This window comes from Hymenobacter persicinus (assembly GCF_004167665.1).
Lineage (GTDB): Bacteria > Bacteroidota > Bacteroidia > Cytophagales > Hymenobacteraceae > Hymenobacter > Hymenobacter persicinus.
Genome location: NZ_SEWE01000007.1, coordinates 97,389 through 114,134 on the forward strand (window position 1 = coordinate 97,389; position 16,746 = coordinate 114,134).

Below are 16,746 nucleotides of genomic sequence, written 5' to 3' on the forward strand. Positions count from 1 at the left end.
AAACGAGCCGTCAAAAACCAAAAACGCGCAACAATTTCCGAACTTCGCGGACCCACTTTCGGCTGCTTACCGCTTCAACATGAAAAAACAGTTATTTCTTCTGGTTCTGATCCTGCTGTGCCCGTTTATGTCGCCGGGCTGGGGATTTTTCGCCCATAAAACCATCAACCAGATTGCGGTGTACGCGCTGCCCAAGACGATGCAGGGCTTTTACTTTCAGCACCTGCCCCAGATAGTGCGCCTGGCCAGTGCCGCCGATGAGCGGCGCGAGGACGACCCGACCGAGGCCAACAAGCACTTTATCGACATGGACCACTTCGGCGAGGACCCCTTCGGCATGATGCCCAAGGCCTGGGAGAAAGCCACCGCCAAGTACTCGGCCGACACGCTGCGCAAGTACGGCACGCTGCCCTGGGTGGTCGTGGACGTGAAGGACAAGCTCACCGAGGCCTTCCGCCAACGCGACACCGTGGCCATTGTGCAGCTTTCCGCCGACCTGGGCCATTACGTGGCCGACGCCTTCGTGCCCCTGCACACCACCATCAACTACGACGGGCAGCTCACCAACCAGCAGGGTCTGCACAGCCTCTGGGAGTCGAAGCTGCCCGAGCGTCACTTGGCCGAGTGGAAGCTCGACTCGGACAAGGGCGAATACCTGAAAGACCCGCAGCGGGCCATCTGGCAGGTGATTCAGGAGTCCTATGGCTTCCTGGGCGCCACCTACGACATGGAGGAGAAAGTCACGCGCACCTTCACGCCCGAAACCAAGTACGTCTTCTCCCACAAGTACGGCAAAACCCGTCGCTCCTACTCCGACGCCTTTGCCGACGCCTACAACAAGGAAGTGGGCGCCCACGTGGCCTACCGCCTCAAGCAGGCCCCGACCATGGTGGCCTCGATGTGGATTACGGCCTGGCAGGACGCGGGCAAGCCCGACCTGGAAACCCTAATGGCCAAGAAGCCCAGCAAGGAAGCCAAGGAGCAGCTCGAAGCCCAGCTCAAGGCCTGGAACAAAATTGAGCTGATTCCCCAGGATTTGCTGCTGGCCCTGCACAAGGAAAAAGCCGTGGAAAAGGCCGACCAGATCAACTCGGCCCAGGACATGGCGCCAGTGCCAACGGAAGAAGCCCCCGCCGCGGCCCCGGCGGCAGCCCCCGCCCCGGCACCCACGGCCCCGTTCACGCAGCCCGAGAAGCTGAAGGTGAAGTCCAAGACCGCCGAAGGCACTACCAAGCAGAAAGACAAGAAAAAGAAGGAAGCCAAGAAGGACAACGACGGCTGGAACTAGCCTGACTCCTTTGTTCGGCGCGCTCTTCTTGCACGAGGCGGCATCCCGGCGGGGTGCCGCCTCGTTTCGTAATAAGCTGCCCGCCCGGGTGGCGGCCGGGCCGCGCTTGGTTTTTTCCCGTTCTTTTGCCCTATGAAACTTCCCGCCCTGCCCCTACTGCTGGCACTGCTGCTCACGGCGGCCTGCGGCCAACCGGAAAAGCCAGTAGAAACGGCCCCACCCCCGCCGCCCCCGGTACCCGGCCCTGACCTTTCAGCCCTCACCGACAGCAACGCGGCCGCGCTGCTAACCCAGTACGGCCAGCAGTATCCGGGCTCGGAAATCATTGTGCACACCCGCCTGGGCAATATGCGGGTGAAGCTCTACGACGACGTGCCGGTGCACAAAGCCAATTTTCTGCTGCTGGCCCGCAAGGGCGTGTTCGACGAAACGGTTTTCAACCGCGTGGTAAAAGGCTTTGCTATTCAGGGCGGCCGCTCCGACCATCGCACCATCCGCATCAACCGCTACCACCTGCCGCCCGAAATCGTGCCCCAGCACTTTCATAAGCGCGGCGCCCTGGGCATGGCCCGCTACGACGACGACCAGAACCCGGGCAAGCTGTCGTCCAACTCCGACTTCTACTTCGTGCAGGGCGAAAAGCTCACGCCGGACCAGTCGGCGGCCATGGCGGGCCGTAAGCTGACGCCGGAGCAGCAGCGCGTGTACGCCACCCAGGGCGGCGCCCCCTCCCTCGACGGCAAGTACACCGTGTTCGGGGAAGTCGTGGAGGGCCTCGACGTTATCGACAAGATTGCCGCCGAGCCCGTGGGCACCGACAAGTGGCCTACCAAGGACGTGGATATCAAGATTGAAGTGTTGCCCTAGCCTACAGGCGCATCAGTCGGCGCGGCGCACCTGCACCAGCTGGGCGTGGTTCACGTCGCCGGCCTGCTCCTGGAGCAATTCGGCCAGTTGGGCCTTGGTGTACAGCATCGTGTTGGCCGAGGGCTGGAACTCGGGCTGGCTCAGGTCGGCATCGGCCGTGGCGGCGTCTTTGCTGGCCGGGTGCAGGTAGGCGCTGTCGGGCGTGGCCCGAAACACGTGGTAGAAGAAATACCGCTTTTCCGTGGTGCCCGGGGGCTGAAACTGCACCACGTACACGTCGCCCACCCGCGGATTCGCTACCTGCTCCCGCAGGCTGGGTTTGTTACAGCCCGCCGCTCCCAGCAGGAGCAGCAGCGCAGTCAGAGGCAGCAATTTTGACATGAAGGCAAACTAAGGTTGAGCTCAAAGATACCGGCCAAACGCAAAAAGGCGGCCCGCCGAGTGCGGGCCGCCTTTTTTAAAGGTGAAGTTGTGAAATGGTGAACTGGTGAGTTGTCGTTCTGGCGGCGTGGTTTTGCGCCATCTGCGCCGTTAGCGCCGGCCGAACCATAACTCACCAGTTCACCAGTTCACCATTTACCGCTACCAGATCTTGGCGCGGGCTTCCTGCTTGCGCACCATCTTGGCGTCTTCCTTGCAGCCGAAGGCCTCGTAGAACTGGGGCATGTTCTGGAGCGGGCCGTTGGTGCGGTACTGGGCCGGGGAGTGCGGGTCGGTCAGCATCTGCTGGCGCATGGCCTCAGGCCGCTGGTTGGTGCGCCACACCTGGGCATACGACAGGAAGAAGCGCTGCTCGGGCGTGAAGCCGTCGATCTTGGTTTTGGGCTTGCCGGCCAGCGTCTTTTGCAGGGCAGTATAGGCAATGTTGAGGCCCCCGAGGTCGGCCAGGTTCTCACCCATGGTTAGCTTGCCGTTCACGTGTACCGAGTCGAAGGGCGTGAAGGCGTCGAACTGCTGGCCTACCACGTCGGCGCGCTTGGTGAAGTTTTCGGCGTCTTCCTTGGTCCACCAGTCGCGCAGGTTGCCCTGGGCGTCGTACTGCCGGCCTTCGTCGTCGAAGCCGTGGGTCATTTCGTGCCCGATAACGGCCCCGATAGCGCCGTAGTTGACGGCGTCATCCGCCTTGGGGTCGTAGAACGGGGGCTGCAGAATGCCGGCCGGAAACACGATTTCGTTCATCGGCGGGTTGTAGTAGGCATTCACCGTGGGCGGGGTCATGCCCCACTCGTTGCGGTCAATGGGCTGGCCGAGCTTTTTCTCCTCGTCCTTGGCAGCCCACTCGCGGGCGGCCAGCACGTTTTTCAGGTACGACTCGCGCGAGATGGTCAGGGCCGAATAGTCCTTCCACTTGTCGGGGTAGCCGATTTTGACGGTGAAGGCATTGAGCTTTTTGAGGGCTTCCGCCTTGGTGGCGGCGCTCATCCAGGCGTTCTGCTGAATGTGCTCGGCAAAGGCGGACTTCAGGTTGTTGACCAGCTCCAGGGCCTTGGCTTTGGCTTCGGGCGTGAAGGCGCGCTCCACGTACACCTGTCCGAAGGCCTCGCCCAGGGCACGGTCCGTCGAGCCCAGCATGCGCTTCCAGCGCGGCTGCATCTGCTTGGCCCCGGTCAGCGTCTGGCTGTACTTGAAGCTCTCATCTACGTACGCCTTGGGCAGGGCGCCGGCCACCGACGACACAAGGTGCCAGCGCAGGTAGGTTTTCCAGTCGCTGAGCGGCTCCGACTTCAGCATCGTGTTGGCTTCTTTCAGGAAGGCGGGCTGCCCCACAATCACTTCCTTGGCCGCGCTCAGGTTAGTCTGGGCCAGCACCGTCGGGAAGCCGAAGTTCGGATACTGCTTCTGCAGCTCCGCCACGGTCATCTTGTTGTAGTTGGCGTAGGGGTCGCGCAGCTCCACGGGGCCCTTGGAGGCCTTGGCCAACCGGGTTTCGAGGCGCATGATGGTCGCCGCGTTTTTGGCGGCAGCGGCCGGGGTTTCGCCCATGAGCTTGAACACGTTCGTGATGTAGTTCACGTACGCGGCCTGCACGGCCTTGGTGCGGGGGTCCGTTTTGAGGTAGTAGTCCCGGTTGGGCAAGCGCAGGCCGCCCTGGCGGATCTGCACCGCGTACTGAGTGCTGTTCTTGTCGTCCTGGCCCACGCCCATGCCGAACACCGAGCCGGTGCTGATCTGCTGCTGATGACCCAACTCGCGCTGCAGGCCCTTCAGGTCCTTGATGGCGTCGATGCGGGCCAGCTCGGCCTTGAGCGGCGTGATACCGGCCTTTTCAATGGCCATCGAGTCCATGGCCGAGGCGTAGAAGTCGCCGACTTTCTGGGCGTTGGAGCCCTTGGCGGCGCCAGTGTTGGCCACGGCCTCCTCCAGAATCTGGCGCTGCACGGCCTGGTTCTTATTATAGAGCTCGTTGAAGCTGCCCCAGCTGGTTTCGGCGGCCGGAATTGGGTTGTTCTTCAGCCAGTTGCCCGACGAATACTGAAAAAAGTCGTCGCAGGGCGCCACCGAGTTGTCGATGGTCGTCACGTCCAGCCCAATGCCTTTCACAACGGGCTCTTCCGTGACGGCGGCCGTCGGGGCCGCGGCAGCGGAAGTGGTGGCGGCGGCGGGCGTTTTGCTCGAGGCGCAGCCGGCCAGAGTCAGGCCCGCGGCGGCCACGGCAGCCAGGGTCAGACGGTTGGTGTTTTTCATAAAGTAACGGTTGAGTAGGGAAGTGCGTTTGGATTGGAAAGGTAAGCGAAAATGTAAAGTATCGGCCTGTTTATGGCGTGACGGCCACCAACCGGCTCACAATTGTGCCGCCGACGGTAACCAAAAGGCAGGGCGGGTAGTTAGGCTCAGCCCGGGACTTGCCGGGCGCGGAAGCTGGTCCGCCGCCGGTTTGGGGGGGTAGGGCTGCCGCCCCGAATTACGTACCTTGCCGCCCATGCCACCGCTGTTTAATCGTCGCCCGGAGCCGGGCCTGCCCGGTTCGTTGCCCCCCGCCCCGCTGCCGCTGGCCGAGCTGCTGGTGCGCGTGCGGCAGACGCTGGAAACCCGCTTCGCCGACTCCTACTGGGTGGTGGCCGAAATTGCCGACCTCACCCTGCCCCGCTTCGACGGCGCCCACTGCTACCTCGTGCTCACCGACCAGCACGTGACGGGGCGCGGGGCCCAGCTCAAGGCCCAGGCCCGGGCCACCATCTGGAGTCAGCGCTACCAGCAGCTGGCCCCGGCCTTCGCCGAGCAAACCGGGCAGGAGCTCAGCGTCGGCCTCAAGCTGATGCTGCGCGTGCAGGTCAAGTTTCACGAGCAGTACGGCCTGAGCCTCGACGTGCTGACCATTGACCCCACCTACACCGTGGGCGAGCTGGCCCGGCAGCGCCTCGATACCATTCGCAAGCTCGAAGCCAAAGGCCTGCTCGAACGCCAGAAAGCCCTGCCCCTGGCGCTAGGGCCGCAGCGCCTGGCCATTATTTCGTCGCCGATGGCCGCGGGCTTCCAGGATTTTGTGCAACACCTGAGCGAGTCGCCCTACGACTTTGCCGTGACCCTGTTTCCGGCCACCATGCAGGGCACCGACTCGCCAGCCAGCATTCTGGCGGCCCTGGACCTGATCCGGGCCCGGCGCGCCACTCTGGATGCGGTGATTATCATCCGGGGCGGGGGTTCCAAAACCGACTTGCTGGCCTTCGACGACTACGGGCTAGCGGCGGCCATCGGCGCGTTTCCGCTGCCGGTTATCACTGGCATCGGCCACGAGCGGGACGAGGCCGTCATCGACCTGACGGCCCACATAGCGCTGAAAACCCCAACGGCGGTGGCGGCTTTCCTGGCCGAGCGCCTAACCCGGCTCGATGCGGTATTCGGCGGCTACGCCGAGCGCATTCAGCAGGTGGCCACCCAGCACCTAGCCCAGGCCCAGACCTATCTGGCCAAGCTGACCCGCTACGCCCACCAAGCTGCCCAGGACCAGCTCGAGCAGCACCGCGCCGATTTAGCCCAGCAGTTGCGGGCGGCGGCCGCCGGGCCGCGGCGGCTGGTGCGCGAGCAGCGGCGGCAGCTAGCCCGCTATAGCCACGCTCTGCCGAGGGCCGCGCGCCGCAACTTAGCCACCCACCAGGCCGGACTCCGGACCTTAGGGCGGCAGCTTACCCAGCGGTTTCGGCGGCTCCACCGGCGCCGCCGCGAGCAGCTGCTGCGCCACCACTATCATCTGCAGCTAGCCGCCGAACGGCTCCTGCACCGCGCCCGGCTGCGCCTGCTGGAGCTCGATGCCCGCGCCCTGCCCGAGCCCGCCACCCTGGCCCGGCACGGCTACGTGCAGCTGCTCACCACCGATGGCCGTGCCGCCGCCGCGCTCCGTCCCGGCGACGCGGTTCAGCTACTGCTGCCCGCCGCCACGCTGCGGGCCCAGGTCACGGCCACCCAGCCCGTAGTGGTTCCCTTTTCTGATTCTGCTTCTCCCTTTCTTTCCGAATGACAAACGATACGACTTACCGCCAGGCTATTGAAGAGCTGGAAACCATCCTGCGGGCCCTCGAAACCGACACCGTGGACGTAGACGATCTGACGGCGCGCGTCCAGCGCTCCGCCGAGCTGATCCGCCTGTGCCGGCAGAAGCTACGCCACGCCGAGTCCACCATCGACCAGGTATTTGAACGGCTGGAGGACGAAGACGAAGCCGAAGAGTTCGAGGACGGCGAAGCTCACTAGAGCCCATCAGTAGCCGATGTCGGCAAAACGGCCGTTCAGGCCCTACCAGCGCCCATTATGGACAAAGCGAGGTACGCTGCTTGCATCCAAATTTGATTGCGCTATATTTGAATGTCGCATAGCCGACGTCAGATTTATCCAATCCGCTCTTCCTTTTTTTCAACCTTCTGCACACCTGTATTATGCCTCTGTATCCCACTGCTGGCGAAGAAATTGACATCAAAACTGCCTCGACTGCCACGGCCCGCTACCGCTTGGAGCAGGGCAGCACGTTCAAAGCCCAGTTCTTTGGCACTACCCAGCTGATGAAGCTGCTCAACGAGCCCAACTGCGTGGGCATCCGCATTTACAACGCCATCGACAGCCTGGGCCAGCGCGGCTTCGTGCTGGTAGGCGCCAAATCCGACGGCACCGACATGTACGACGCGGAGTTGATGCAGAAAATCATTGCCAACGGTCCCGACTGCCCCTCCACGTGCGCTATGGGCAGCGTGCTGAACGAATAACTCGCCCTGCGGTCTTTTGGAATGCCAACGCTGGATAGCACTTTACTGGTCGGTATCGCGAAGGCGCTGAATATCTTTTCAGTGCTTACCTACCTGCTGCCCCTGCTCATCTGCCTCTGGCGTTGGCATTCCCTGCAGCCGGCCTACCGCCAGCTGATTCTGGCCGGCCTGCTCACGCTGGGCAGCCTCAACGTGCTGGCCGAAGTCGGCCGGGTGGTGTATCACAACAACCTGCTCTGCAACTACCTCATCATCTGGGCCGAAACCCTGTTTCTGGGCTGGGCTTACCACCAGGCGCTGCACAGCCGCCGGAGCCGGCAGCTGCTGCTGGCAGCCCTGGTTTTTTTCGCCGGGGTAGCCCTGGCCGAGTTTCTGTACTGGCACGGCATTTCCGGCGCCAAAACCTACACCCGCATGGCCCGGGGCATTGTGCTGGTGGGCGCGGCCCTGCTGTACTTCGAACAGACCCTGCAGGAGCTGCGCAATATCCACCTCGAGCGGGACCCCATGTTCCTGGTCAGCGTGGGCGTGACGCTCTACTACTCCGGCACGCTCATGGTTTTTGCCATGGAATACGCCACCGTCCGCCGCCACCAGTTCGACCAGGTCTGGATGATGTACAGCATCCAAGCGGTACTGATGACGGTCCTCAACACCCTGATTGCCCTCGCCCTGTGGCATACCAGTCGCGCCGAAGCCAAGGCTGAAACTCCCATCCTGTACTAACGGCGCCGGCCGTTTCCTTTCGTGCTGCGTATGCCTGCTCCCGATTTTGTGTGGTGGGCCGGGCTGGCCAAAAAGCTGAATCTGCTGTCGGTGGCCACTTCTTTCGTGCCGCTGGCCGTAGGAGCCTACCGCTGGTCCCAGCTGCGCCCGGGCACTTACCCGCTGGTGTGGGTGGCCCTCGTGCCGGGCTGCCTGCTGGGGGTGCTGTCGGAAATCGGGCGCCACGTGTTTCACAACAACATTGTGTATCAGCACCTCATACCGCTGGCCGAAACGCTACTGCTGGGTTGGGCCTACTGGTACGCGCTGACAGGGCCCCGCAACCGTCGGTTTCTGGTGGCATCACTGACCGTATTTGTGCTGGTGTTCGTGGGCGAATCAGTGTATTGGGGTGGGTTTTGGCAGGGCGAAAACCCCTGCTCCCACGCCGTGCAGACCATTGTGCTGCTGTCGTTCGCCCTGCTGTATTTCGAGCAGCTGCTCCGGGAACTGCGCACCATTCAGCTCGAGCACGACCCGATGTTTCTGGTCAGCGTAGGCGTGATGCTTTACTACGCCGGCACCATTGTCGTGTTTCTGCTCGAGGTCGGTATGCAGCAGCAGCAGCAAATCGACCAGATCTGGACCATGTTCATCATTCAGGCCGTGCTGCTGATGGTCTTCAACGCTTTTCTAACCCTGGCCCTTTGGAATACCCGCCGCTGACCCGGCCTAGTTTGGTCCGGAACCCGCGTGGGTACTGGCCGGCTTAGAATTACGAGGCGGGCGTTGTTATCTTCCGGTATATAGTTGTATACTACTGTTCTATTGCCGATTCGTCCCACCTGCTGCGCCCCCGCCCGACCTGCCCATGCCCATTTCCCCGTGGCTAATCACCTTTGCCGAATACCTGGAACGCGCTTCCAATATTCTGGTACTGGTTCCGCTGGGCATGGCCGGGTGGCGCTGGCCCCACCTGCCGTCGGCGCTGCGGCTGCTGGCATGCTACCTGGTTTTCACCGAAGCCACGCTGCTGGCGGCGGCCCTTACCGAAATGTACTGGCCCCGCTGGCACCTGCTGGTCTGGCAAGCCTTTACCATCACCGAAACCCTGTTTTTCTTCCGCATCTACTATCTTACCCTGCGGGTGCCGCTCTGGCGGCGTTTTATTGTGGTAGCCGCCCCCCTGTTTGCCGCCTTCGCCCTGCTCGACACGTTTTACCTCGAAGGCATGCACCAGGTCAATGCCTTCACCCACGTGCTGCAGAGCGCGCTGCTGATTGGGCTGGCCCTGCTTTATTTCGAACAGTTGCTCAACGAGTTGGAAGTCGTGCGCCTGGAGCACGACCCTTTATTTCTGGTGAGTACGGCCGTCGTGCTGTACTTTTCGGGTACGGTACTGATGTATGTCTTCATCAATCACTTTCTGACGGCCAAGGATTACGCGAGTAACCAAGTTGTCTATACCATCAATTCTATTGTGAATCTGATTCAGTACAGTCTCTTCGCCCTGGCTTTCTGGTACGCCGACCGGAAGCCGCAAGCTCCGGTGCACTCATGAACGGCTGGCTGCTGCCCGTAATGTTGGCCACGCCGGTGCTGCTGCTGCTGGCCCTGGGCATCGTAGCCTTTGTGCTGCGCTACCAGCGGCGGCTGCTACGCCAGCAGGAACAACTGCGCCAAGTGCGCGACGCCTCCCAGCAGCAGGCCCTGGAAGCGGCCCTGCTGGCCCAGGAAGAAGAGCGCCGCCGCATTGCCGCCGACCTGCACGACGGCGTGGGCACTACCCTGGCCATCGTGAAGCTTCACCTCAGCACCTTGGGCCAGCCCGACCTGACTCAGGAAGCCACCGCCCTGCTCGATCAGGCCATCAGTGAGGTGCGGCGTATTTCGCGCAACCTGCTGCCAGCCGCCTTGCAGAAGTTTGGCCTGCCCTTCGCCCTCGACGCGCTGGCCCGCACCGTGCCCGCCGACGGCCCCACCCAGGTGCTCATTGAGCAGCGCGGGCAGCCCCGCCGCCTCGACCCCAAGCGGGAGCTTATCGTTTATCGGGTGGTGCAGGAGTTGCTTGGCAACGGCCTGCGCCACGCCCACGCCGACTCCATCAGCGTTAGCATCGACTTCGGGCCCGACTACCTTTCCCTGCAATACCTTGATAACGGCGTGGGCTTCGACCCGGCCGCCGGCGACACCCAACCCGCGCCCGGCTCCCGCACCGGCCTGGGTCTGACCAACCTGCGCAGCCGCGTGGCCGTACTGCGCGGCACGCTCCGCCATGAATCGGCGCCCGGCGCGGGCAGCCGCATTTGGATTTCCTTCCCGATTCCGTATCTTCCTGCCGATCAGGCTCCTACCCTCGTTTCCGCCCTATGAGCAACCCCAACATTCGTCTTGCCGTGGTCGATGACCACATTTTATTCCGCAAAGGCTTGCGGGCCCTGATCAGCGGTTTTGCGGGCATGGAAGTTCTCTTCGAAGCCGGCGACGGGCAGGAACTTCTCGAACACCTCGACCAAGGCATCGTACCCGATGTGGTGCTGATGGATCTGCAAATGCCCGTGCTCGATGGCCTGCAAACCGTACGCTTGCTGCGGGCCCAGTACCCGCGGGTGCGCGTGGTTATCATCTCCATGCACGACGAACCCGAGCTCATCGACAGCCTGCACACCGAGGGCGCCCACGGCTACCTGCTCAAAAACGCCAACCCGGAGGAAGTGCGCGGGGCCATCATGGCCGCAGCCGCTCCGAATGCCAAGCTGGCCACGCTGTAAGATTTCCGCCCCGGCGCAGTAGCGCTCAACGTTGGTACTGATACCTAAAAAAGCCGGCTCCCATTCAGGGAGCCGGCTTTTTTTAAGTTTAGCCGCGGGCCGGTTGGCGCTGCTTACAGGGCCAGCGACATACCGGCCGTGAAGGTGCGGCCGCGGTTGAAGAAGGCCTCCAGCGAGTTCACCTGGGTGGGGTCGACCACGCTGCGGGTCGGCACGTCGGTGATGAAATACTGGTCGAACACGTTCAGGATGGATGCTTTAAACGACAGGCGGTACCGCTCCCGGATTGGCTTCACGTCGTAGCCGAAGTGAATGTCGAAGTTGCGGCTGGTGGGCAGGCGGTAGGTGTCGGTCCGGTTTTCCTCCGAGCGCAGGTTCACCGGGTCGAAGTTGGCGTAGTACTTCGAGAACACCAGGAACGAGGGGCGCACGTAGACGCCCGTCACGGGCTCGTAGCGCAGGCCCAGCTGGAACTGGTTCTGGGCCGCGTCGCCGACGTGCACGCCCTTGATGAAGATGGGCTCGTCGTTGATTAGGACCTTACCGCCTTCATCTACCTGAGTGATGCGGCCGGTGGAGCTCCAGCGCCAGTCGCCGATGGAAATGGCGGCGTTCAGCTGCACGCGGCGGCTGATTTCCTGGGCCACGTCCAGCTCGACGCCCATGTGGCGGGCATTCACGTTGCGCACGTTGTTGAACACGGGCACGCCGTCGACGGTGCCGGTGGTGGAGCTGCTCTTGTTGGTCCAGTTCGTGAAGTAGCCGTTCAGGTTGGCCTTCAGCGACGGATACGAAATGCCGTAGCCCAGCTCAAACGAAGCAATGCCCTCGTTGCGGATGTCCTGGAGCTTGCGGCCCGAGTTCTGGTCGAATACGAAGTTGAAGAACGGGACCTTGCTGATGTAGCCCACGTTGGCAAACAGGTTGTTGTGCTCGGTCAGGTTGTAGTTGGCGCCGGCTTTCACGCTGTAGCCGGTCAGGCGGGCCCAGTCGGTTTCCACGCGTTTGCCGTCGGCGTTGGTGTAGGACTTGCCGTTCAGCGTCAGGGTGTAGGGGCTGGCCGAACCCGAGGGGTTGATGGTGTAGGCCGGCACGTCGTAGTTGATACCGTCTACGTTGACCTGCTTGGCTTTGAAGTAGTCGATGCGCTTGTAGCCGATCTGCGAAACCGTCCCGCTGAGCACGGCCGACAGCACCGGGGTCTTGTATTCCACCTGGCCGTAGCCACCCAGCCACTGCGTTTTGCCGTCGTAGTTGTAGCCGAGTTTGTCGCCCAGGCCCAGGCGAGTGGTTGGATCGGTGTTGCGGTTGGCTGTGTTGGTGGCGTAGTCGCCGCCCAGCAAGTCCCGGATTTCCTGGTAGTGCTCCCCGTAGTAGGTGCGGCCGTCAACGCCGGCAGCGAGGGTCACGGCATCGGTGAGTTTGTACTCGGCGCCGGTGATGAAGCCGTACCAGCGGTGGTTGTTCACGCTGTTGCGCAGGTAGGTATTGGCCCGGCGGGTGGGGTTCGAAGCGTTAGGCAGCTCGTTGGTGTTCGTGTCGAAGATGCGCTGGAAGTCGGCCTGCCCGTTGGCATCCAGGGGCAGCGTGGCGCTGGCGCCCGAGCCACCGCCCGAGCCGATGGAAACGTAGGCCACCGTGGAAATGAACAGCCGGTCGGAGGCGTTCCAGTAGTGGTTGAGGTTGATCTGGGGCTTGTGGTAGTAGTTCACCCGCTCGTTCACGACCTCGGCCTTGTCGGTTTCGTACACCCGCTCTTTGCCTTCGAGGTGGTAGCGGCGCAGGTAGCCCCAGTTCGGGTTGTAGGCAAAGCCCTTGTCGCCGTTGATAACCTGATTGCCGCCCAGCTCGCGGGCCTTGGCGTTGCTGTACACGCCGATGCGGCTGGCGAAGCTGCGCTGACCGTGGCTCTGCGGCGAGCCCAAGCCGGTCAGGGACAGGCGGTGCTTGCCGAACTTCTTGCTCACGTTGCCGAAATAAGTCCAGGCGTCGTCGAAGGTCTGGTCAACCCAACCGTCGGACACCCGGCGCGAGGCGAAGCCCGTGAAAGCCCAGTCGCCCTTGAGCGTGCCGCTGCTCATCATCAGCGAGGCCTTGCGGTAGCCGTTGGAGCCGCCTTCCACGCGGGCCATGACGCTTTTCTTGTCGTCGAAGCCGCGGGTCAGCACGTTGATAGTGCCCCCAACGGATGGCACGGCGATGCGCGAAGCCGACAGGCCGCGCTGCACCTGCAGCGACTTGGTCACGTCGCCCAGGTCCCAGTTGGACCAGAACACCGAGCCGTTTTCCATGTCATTGACCGGTACGCCGTTGACCATCACGGCCACGTTGCGCTGGTCGAAGCCGCGGATGCTGATGCGGGAGTCGCCGGTGCCGCCGCCACTCTGGGTAGCGTACACGCCGGGCGTCTCGTTGAGAATCATCGGCAGGTCCCGGTTCGACAGCGTTTCGCGCAGCTTCACCTCGTTCACGGCCGAGTAAGCCACGGGCGTTTCGCGCTCCACGGCGATGCCGAGCGAGCCCACTACCTGCACTTCATTCAGGGTGGCGTTGTCGGCGTTGAGCGAGAAGCTCGCCGTAGCGTTTTGGGTGGTGATGACCACGCGCTGCTCGGTGATTTTATAGCCGATAAAGGAGGCCTTCACCGAGTATGTACCCGGCTTCAGGTTTGGCACCAGGTATGTGCCGTTGGCCTCGGCCCCGGCGCCGGTATTGACGCCGTTGCCGGTTACCTGCACTGTGGCGCCGGGCAGGGCCTCGCCGGTGAGCTTATCCAGCACCCGGCCTTTGATGGAGAATGTGCTTTGGGCGGCGGCCGTCAGGACGGCCAGGCAAGCGAGCAGAAAGGTGAGTAAGGTGTGTTTCATGCAGTACAGTGGGAATTACAGCGTTTGCGCTAAGCAAAGATAAGGGATTGGCAGGTAGCCGGAAAGCCAGCCCGAGAGTTTCGCGGCCGCGTGCTTTTTGCCCGTATCTTGCGAAAAATCAGCCCCGCCCGTCCCCAGACAATTCCCTGCGTCGCGTCACCTTGTTATGGCGCCGGCGCTGGCCGCGCTGATGTATTGCTAGCTTCTTATCAGCCTGCCTTTTACGCTTATTTCATTCCATGATTTCGCTTCTTCGCGGCGGCCTGTTGGCTGCCTTGGTTGGCGTAGCTAGCTGCCCTAGCGCCCGCGCTCAGCTGTTTTACACCGTCAAGCTGTCGGCGGAGTCGGCCTGGGCCACGAACCCGCGGCCGGTGTACGTGGCTCAGGTCGTAGATGCCCGCCTCACCCGAAGCGGCCTGGGCTGGCTGAGCAGCGGGGCGGAAAACATGCGCCGGCTGGCCCGCTTTCCGCAGGGTCTGGAACACGAGCTAACTCATTTCTACGGGCAGGTGCCCCGCTCCCCGCAGGCGCTGCCCCTGGTGCTGGTGGTACGACGGCTGAGCCTGGCCGAGCAGGCCGCCAACCTGCAGGAAGTAGCCCAGGCCGAAGTGGTGGCCGACTTCTACTACCAGCATGCCGACGGCTACCACCGGGTGTACCACGCGGCGGAGCTGACAACCGACCAGGCCTTCGACGTCACGGGCCGGCACGACTCCAACATCAGCCGGGCCCTGCTCATGGCCCTGCCCCCGATGGCCACCCTGAGTTCGGAGCAGGCCGCTGCCGGTCCGGCCCTGACCTGGGCCCAGGTGCTGCATGCTCCCGCCCCGGAGCCCTACCCCGTCCAGACGGCGGCCAAGCTGCACCCCGGCGTCTACCGCACCGTGGCCGACTTTCAGCAAAACACCCCGCTGGCCGGCGTGGAATGGGAAGCCAAGGAGGGCGTTATGTTCGGGACCCGGGCAATTGTCGGCACCCAGCCCACCGGCCTGAAGCTGCGCGGCGACACGCCCACTGGCCAGTGGCACGATGGCCGCGACTACTGGGGCTTCTGCGACGGACGCCAGCAGTACGTCCGCTACGGCGGCGCCTTTTACCCCTTGCAGCGCACCGCCGCGGGCTATGAATACCAGGCCCCGGTTTACATCGACCCGCGCCAGCAGAGCCAGACTATGCTCTACACCCCGGCGGGCACGCTGGCCCTGCAAAAGCCCTGGTGGACGGCGGCGACCCTGCAGCTCTGGCCCGACACGGGCTTTTCCAGCGAGAAGCTTCCGCTCACCGAACGGGCCGATGCGCCGGCCGCCGTGGCTACCGTGGTGGTGTACCGCCGGCCCGACGCCGCCCCGGACCGCCCCGTGCAGGTATCGCTGAACGGGCAGGTGATGGGCACGCTGCGCGGCGGGGAGTACCTGACCCTGCCCATGCCGGCCGGGGCCCCCGCCGAAATCAGCGTGTGCGGGCAGGCGGAGCGCGAGGCCTGTTTCCGCTTCCGCCCCGATTTGCGGGCGGCCAATTACCTCGACTGCCACCTAGGCACGGCCACCCAGCCCGCACCTTCGGTCCGCCTCGTGTCGGTGGATATCGGCGCGGCGGCCCTGCAGGAATGCGCGGAAGCAAAATGAGCGCCCCGCTACTGGTTTATAGTCACTCCACGTTATGATGAAGACTGCTTTTCTGTTCCCGCTGCTGTTCTCGGCCCAGGCCGCGGCCGCCCAGGTTTTTGCCATTGACCTTCCCGCCGCCAGTGCCCCCGCCAGCCCGTTTTGGGTGGAGCAGGTTGTGGATGCCCGCCCCGACCGCACCATGCTCGGCTACGTGCAGCAGGGCCTCGACAACCATCTGGTACCCGCTAACTTTGCTCACCGTCTGGAAGAGGAAGTGCTGCATTTTGTCGGCCCGCAACCAGCCGCCAGCGGCATGCGGCCCGTGGTGCTGCGAATCCACCGGCTTAAAATTGCGGAGGAAACCCGCGCCAGCTCCGAGCGGGCCAATGCCGAGGTGATGGCCGACTTCCTGCTCCGCGACGGGCAGCAGTTCTACCCGCTGCTTTCCGTGAGTCTGGGGGCTGAGTCGAAAGGGTTGGACGTGACCAAGCAGCACGCCGGCAACCTGGCCAAAATCCTTACCAGCGCCCTGCTGCAACTGGCCGCGCTGCCGCCCACCTCCCAACCCAGCGCAGGAACTGCCCCGCTCACCCTGGCCCAGGTACAGCAGGGCGCGGGCTTCCAGCCCTATCAGTTCCCGATTCAAAAAACGCTGACGCCCCAGCGGGGTTTCTACCGCACGCTCGAGGAGTTTCAAAACAACAGCCCGAACCCGGATACCGCTCCTTTCGAACTAATCCGGAAGCCCCGCACCGGCAAGCAGTGGGCCGGCCAGCCGGACATCGACGCCCTGCTGCTGAAGCCGTCTTTCAGCGGCACCCGCGCGCCGGTTCGGGGCGTATGGGGCTTGTCCGACGGGCAGAATGCCTACATCTTTCAGCGGGGCAGCTACTTTCTGCTGACGCCGAGTGGTGCAGCCTACACCTTTACTGGTTTCGCCCCCGTGGATCCAAACGATGCCCTGACCGGGGTGGTGCTGGGCGGCATGTTTGGCCTGGCCGGGGGCGTAGCCGCCGCGGCCTTGGCGGGCGGCAAAGAGCCCATGCCCTACGAACTGAGCGTCATCACCGGCAACCTGGTGGCCCAGCGCCCCGCCAACGATTTTGCCACTGCCGACACGGCCGCCGTGTACCTGTACCGCCGCGCGGCCACCAGCGCCGGCCCGCCGTTGCAGGTTCTCGTCGATGGCAAGGAGGCAGGCACCCTGGGCCCCGAGCAGTACCTGGCCCTGACCTGGCACGACCGGCGCCGCGACATGACCATCTGCCTGCTGGACGAGCAGCGCACCTGCTACACGCTGGTGCCGCTGTTCGGCACGGCCACTTACCTCAACTACGCGCAAAACAAGGACACCCATCAGCCGGCCGTGCAGCCGATGCCCACCAAGGAAGGGGCTTTTCACCTCAAGCACCTACGGCTGCGCGAACCCCGGCACTAGCTGGGCGT

Annotated in this window: 15 protein-coding genes; 12 read left to right on the forward strand and 3 right to left on the reverse strand. The window is 63.5% G+C overall.

The features are described 5' to 3' along the window. Window positions 1–79: 79 nt before the first annotated feature. Together EWM57_RS05170 and EWM57_RS05175 are read left to right on the forward strand one after the other, a co-directional pair. Window positions 80–1,288 (forward strand): zinc dependent phospholipase C family protein, encoded by a 1,209-nt coding sequence (locus tag EWM57_RS05170; protein ID WP_165370418.1) that lies wholly within the window; start codon window positions 80–82, stop codon window positions 1,286–1,288. 132 nt (window positions 1,289–1,420) lie between these two features. Continuing rightward, window positions 1,421–2,155 carry a peptidylprolyl isomerase gene (locus tag EWM57_RS05175; protein WP_129920070.1) on the forward strand — a complete coding sequence of 245 codons (735 nt, stop codon included), beginning with the start codon at window positions 1,421–1,423 and terminating at the stop codon, window positions 2,153–2,155. A gap of 12 nt (window positions 2,156–2,167) precedes the next feature. Here the strand turns inward: EWM57_RS05175 and EWM57_RS05180 are convergent, their stop codons facing one another. Together EWM57_RS05180 and EWM57_RS05185 are read right to left on the reverse strand one after the other, a co-directional pair. After that, window positions 2,168–2,536 carry a hypothetical protein gene (locus EWM57_RS05180; RefSeq protein WP_129920071.1) on the reverse strand — a complete coding sequence of 123 codons (369 nt, stop codon included), beginning with the start codon at window positions 2,534–2,536 and terminating at the stop codon, window positions 2,168–2,170. A gap of 201 nt (window positions 2,537–2,737) precedes the next feature. Continuing rightward, the gene (locus EWM57_RS05185; protein ID WP_129920072.1) at window positions 2,738–4,840 is read right to left on the reverse strand and encodes a M13 family metallopeptidase; all 2,103 of its coding nucleotides are present in this window, start codon (window positions 4,838–4,840) and stop codon (window positions 2,738–2,740) included. 235 nt (window positions 4,841–5,075) lie between these two features. Between EWM57_RS05185 and xseA the strand changes: the two genes are divergently transcribed. The 8 genes from xseA to EWM57_RS05225 all read left to right on the forward strand — a co-directional run bounded on the left by xseA (window position 5,076) and on the right by EWM57_RS05225 (window position 10,826). Continuing rightward, window positions 5,076–6,611 (forward strand): exodeoxyribonuclease VII large subunit, encoded by a 1,536-nt coding sequence (xseA, locus tag EWM57_RS05190; protein WP_129920073.1) that lies wholly within the window; start codon window positions 5,076–5,078, stop codon window positions 6,609–6,611. Next, window positions 6,608–6,844: an exodeoxyribonuclease VII small subunit gene (gene xseB, locus EWM57_RS05195; protein ID WP_129920074.1), complete on the forward strand. Its 237-nt coding sequence runs from the start codon at window positions 6,608–6,610 to the stop codon at window positions 6,842–6,844. The genes xseA and xseB overlap by 4 nt, the downstream gene beginning before the upstream one ends. Before the next feature lie 182 nt (window positions 6,845–7,026). Next, window positions 7,027–7,350, forward strand: coding sequence for a hypothetical protein (locus EWM57_RS05200; protein ID WP_129920075.1), 324 nt, complete (start codon window positions 7,027–7,029; stop codon window positions 7,348–7,350). A gap of 81 nt (window positions 7,351–7,431) precedes the next feature. Continuing rightward, window positions 7,432–8,076, forward strand: a complete 645-nt coding sequence (locus EWM57_RS05205; protein WP_129920076.1) for a hypothetical protein — start codon at window positions 7,432–7,434, stop codon at window positions 8,074–8,076. A gap of 30 nt (window positions 8,077–8,106) precedes the next feature. Beyond that, entirely contained in the window at window positions 8,107–8,781 is a 675-nt protein-coding gene (locus tag EWM57_RS05210; RefSeq protein WP_129920077.1) for a hypothetical protein, read from the forward strand. Between the two features lie 145 nt (window positions 8,782–8,926). Continuing rightward, window positions 8,927–9,616, forward strand: a complete 690-nt coding sequence (locus tag EWM57_RS05215) for a hypothetical protein (RefSeq protein ID WP_129920078.1) — start codon at window positions 8,927–8,929, stop codon at window positions 9,614–9,616. After that, entirely contained in the window at window positions 9,613–10,428 is an 816-nt protein-coding gene (locus tag EWM57_RS05220; protein WP_129920079.1) for a sensor histidine kinase, read from the forward strand. The genes EWM57_RS05215 and EWM57_RS05220 overlap by 4 nt, the downstream gene beginning before the upstream one ends. Next, window positions 10,425–10,826: a response regulator gene (locus tag EWM57_RS05225; RefSeq protein WP_129920080.1), complete on the forward strand. Its 402-nt coding sequence runs from the start codon at window positions 10,425–10,427 to the stop codon at window positions 10,824–10,826. Before EWM57_RS05220 ends, EWM57_RS05225 begins: the two co-directional genes overlap by 4 nt. Before the next feature lie 113 nt (window positions 10,827–10,939). Here the strand turns inward: EWM57_RS05225 and EWM57_RS05230 are convergent, their stop codons facing one another. Then, a complete protein-coding gene (locus EWM57_RS05230; protein ID WP_129920081.1) occupies window positions 10,940–13,693 on the reverse strand; it encodes a TonB-dependent receptor in 2,754 nt (917 codons plus the stop codon). A gap of 239 nt (window positions 13,694–13,932) precedes the next feature. On the opposite strand from EWM57_RS05230, the gene EWM57_RS05235 reads away from it, so the two are divergent. Both EWM57_RS05235 and EWM57_RS05240 read left to right on the forward strand, forming a co-directional pair. After that, window positions 13,933–15,318 (forward strand): hypothetical protein, encoded by a 1,386-nt coding sequence (locus EWM57_RS05235; RefSeq protein ID WP_129920082.1) that lies wholly within the window; start codon window positions 13,933–13,935, stop codon window positions 15,316–15,318. A 34-nt stretch (window positions 15,319–15,352) separates the two neighbouring features. Then, entirely contained in the window at window positions 15,353–16,738 is a 1,386-nt protein-coding gene (locus EWM57_RS05240) for a hypothetical protein (RefSeq protein ID WP_129920083.1), read from the forward strand. Window positions 16,739–16,746: the final 8 nt, after the last annotated feature.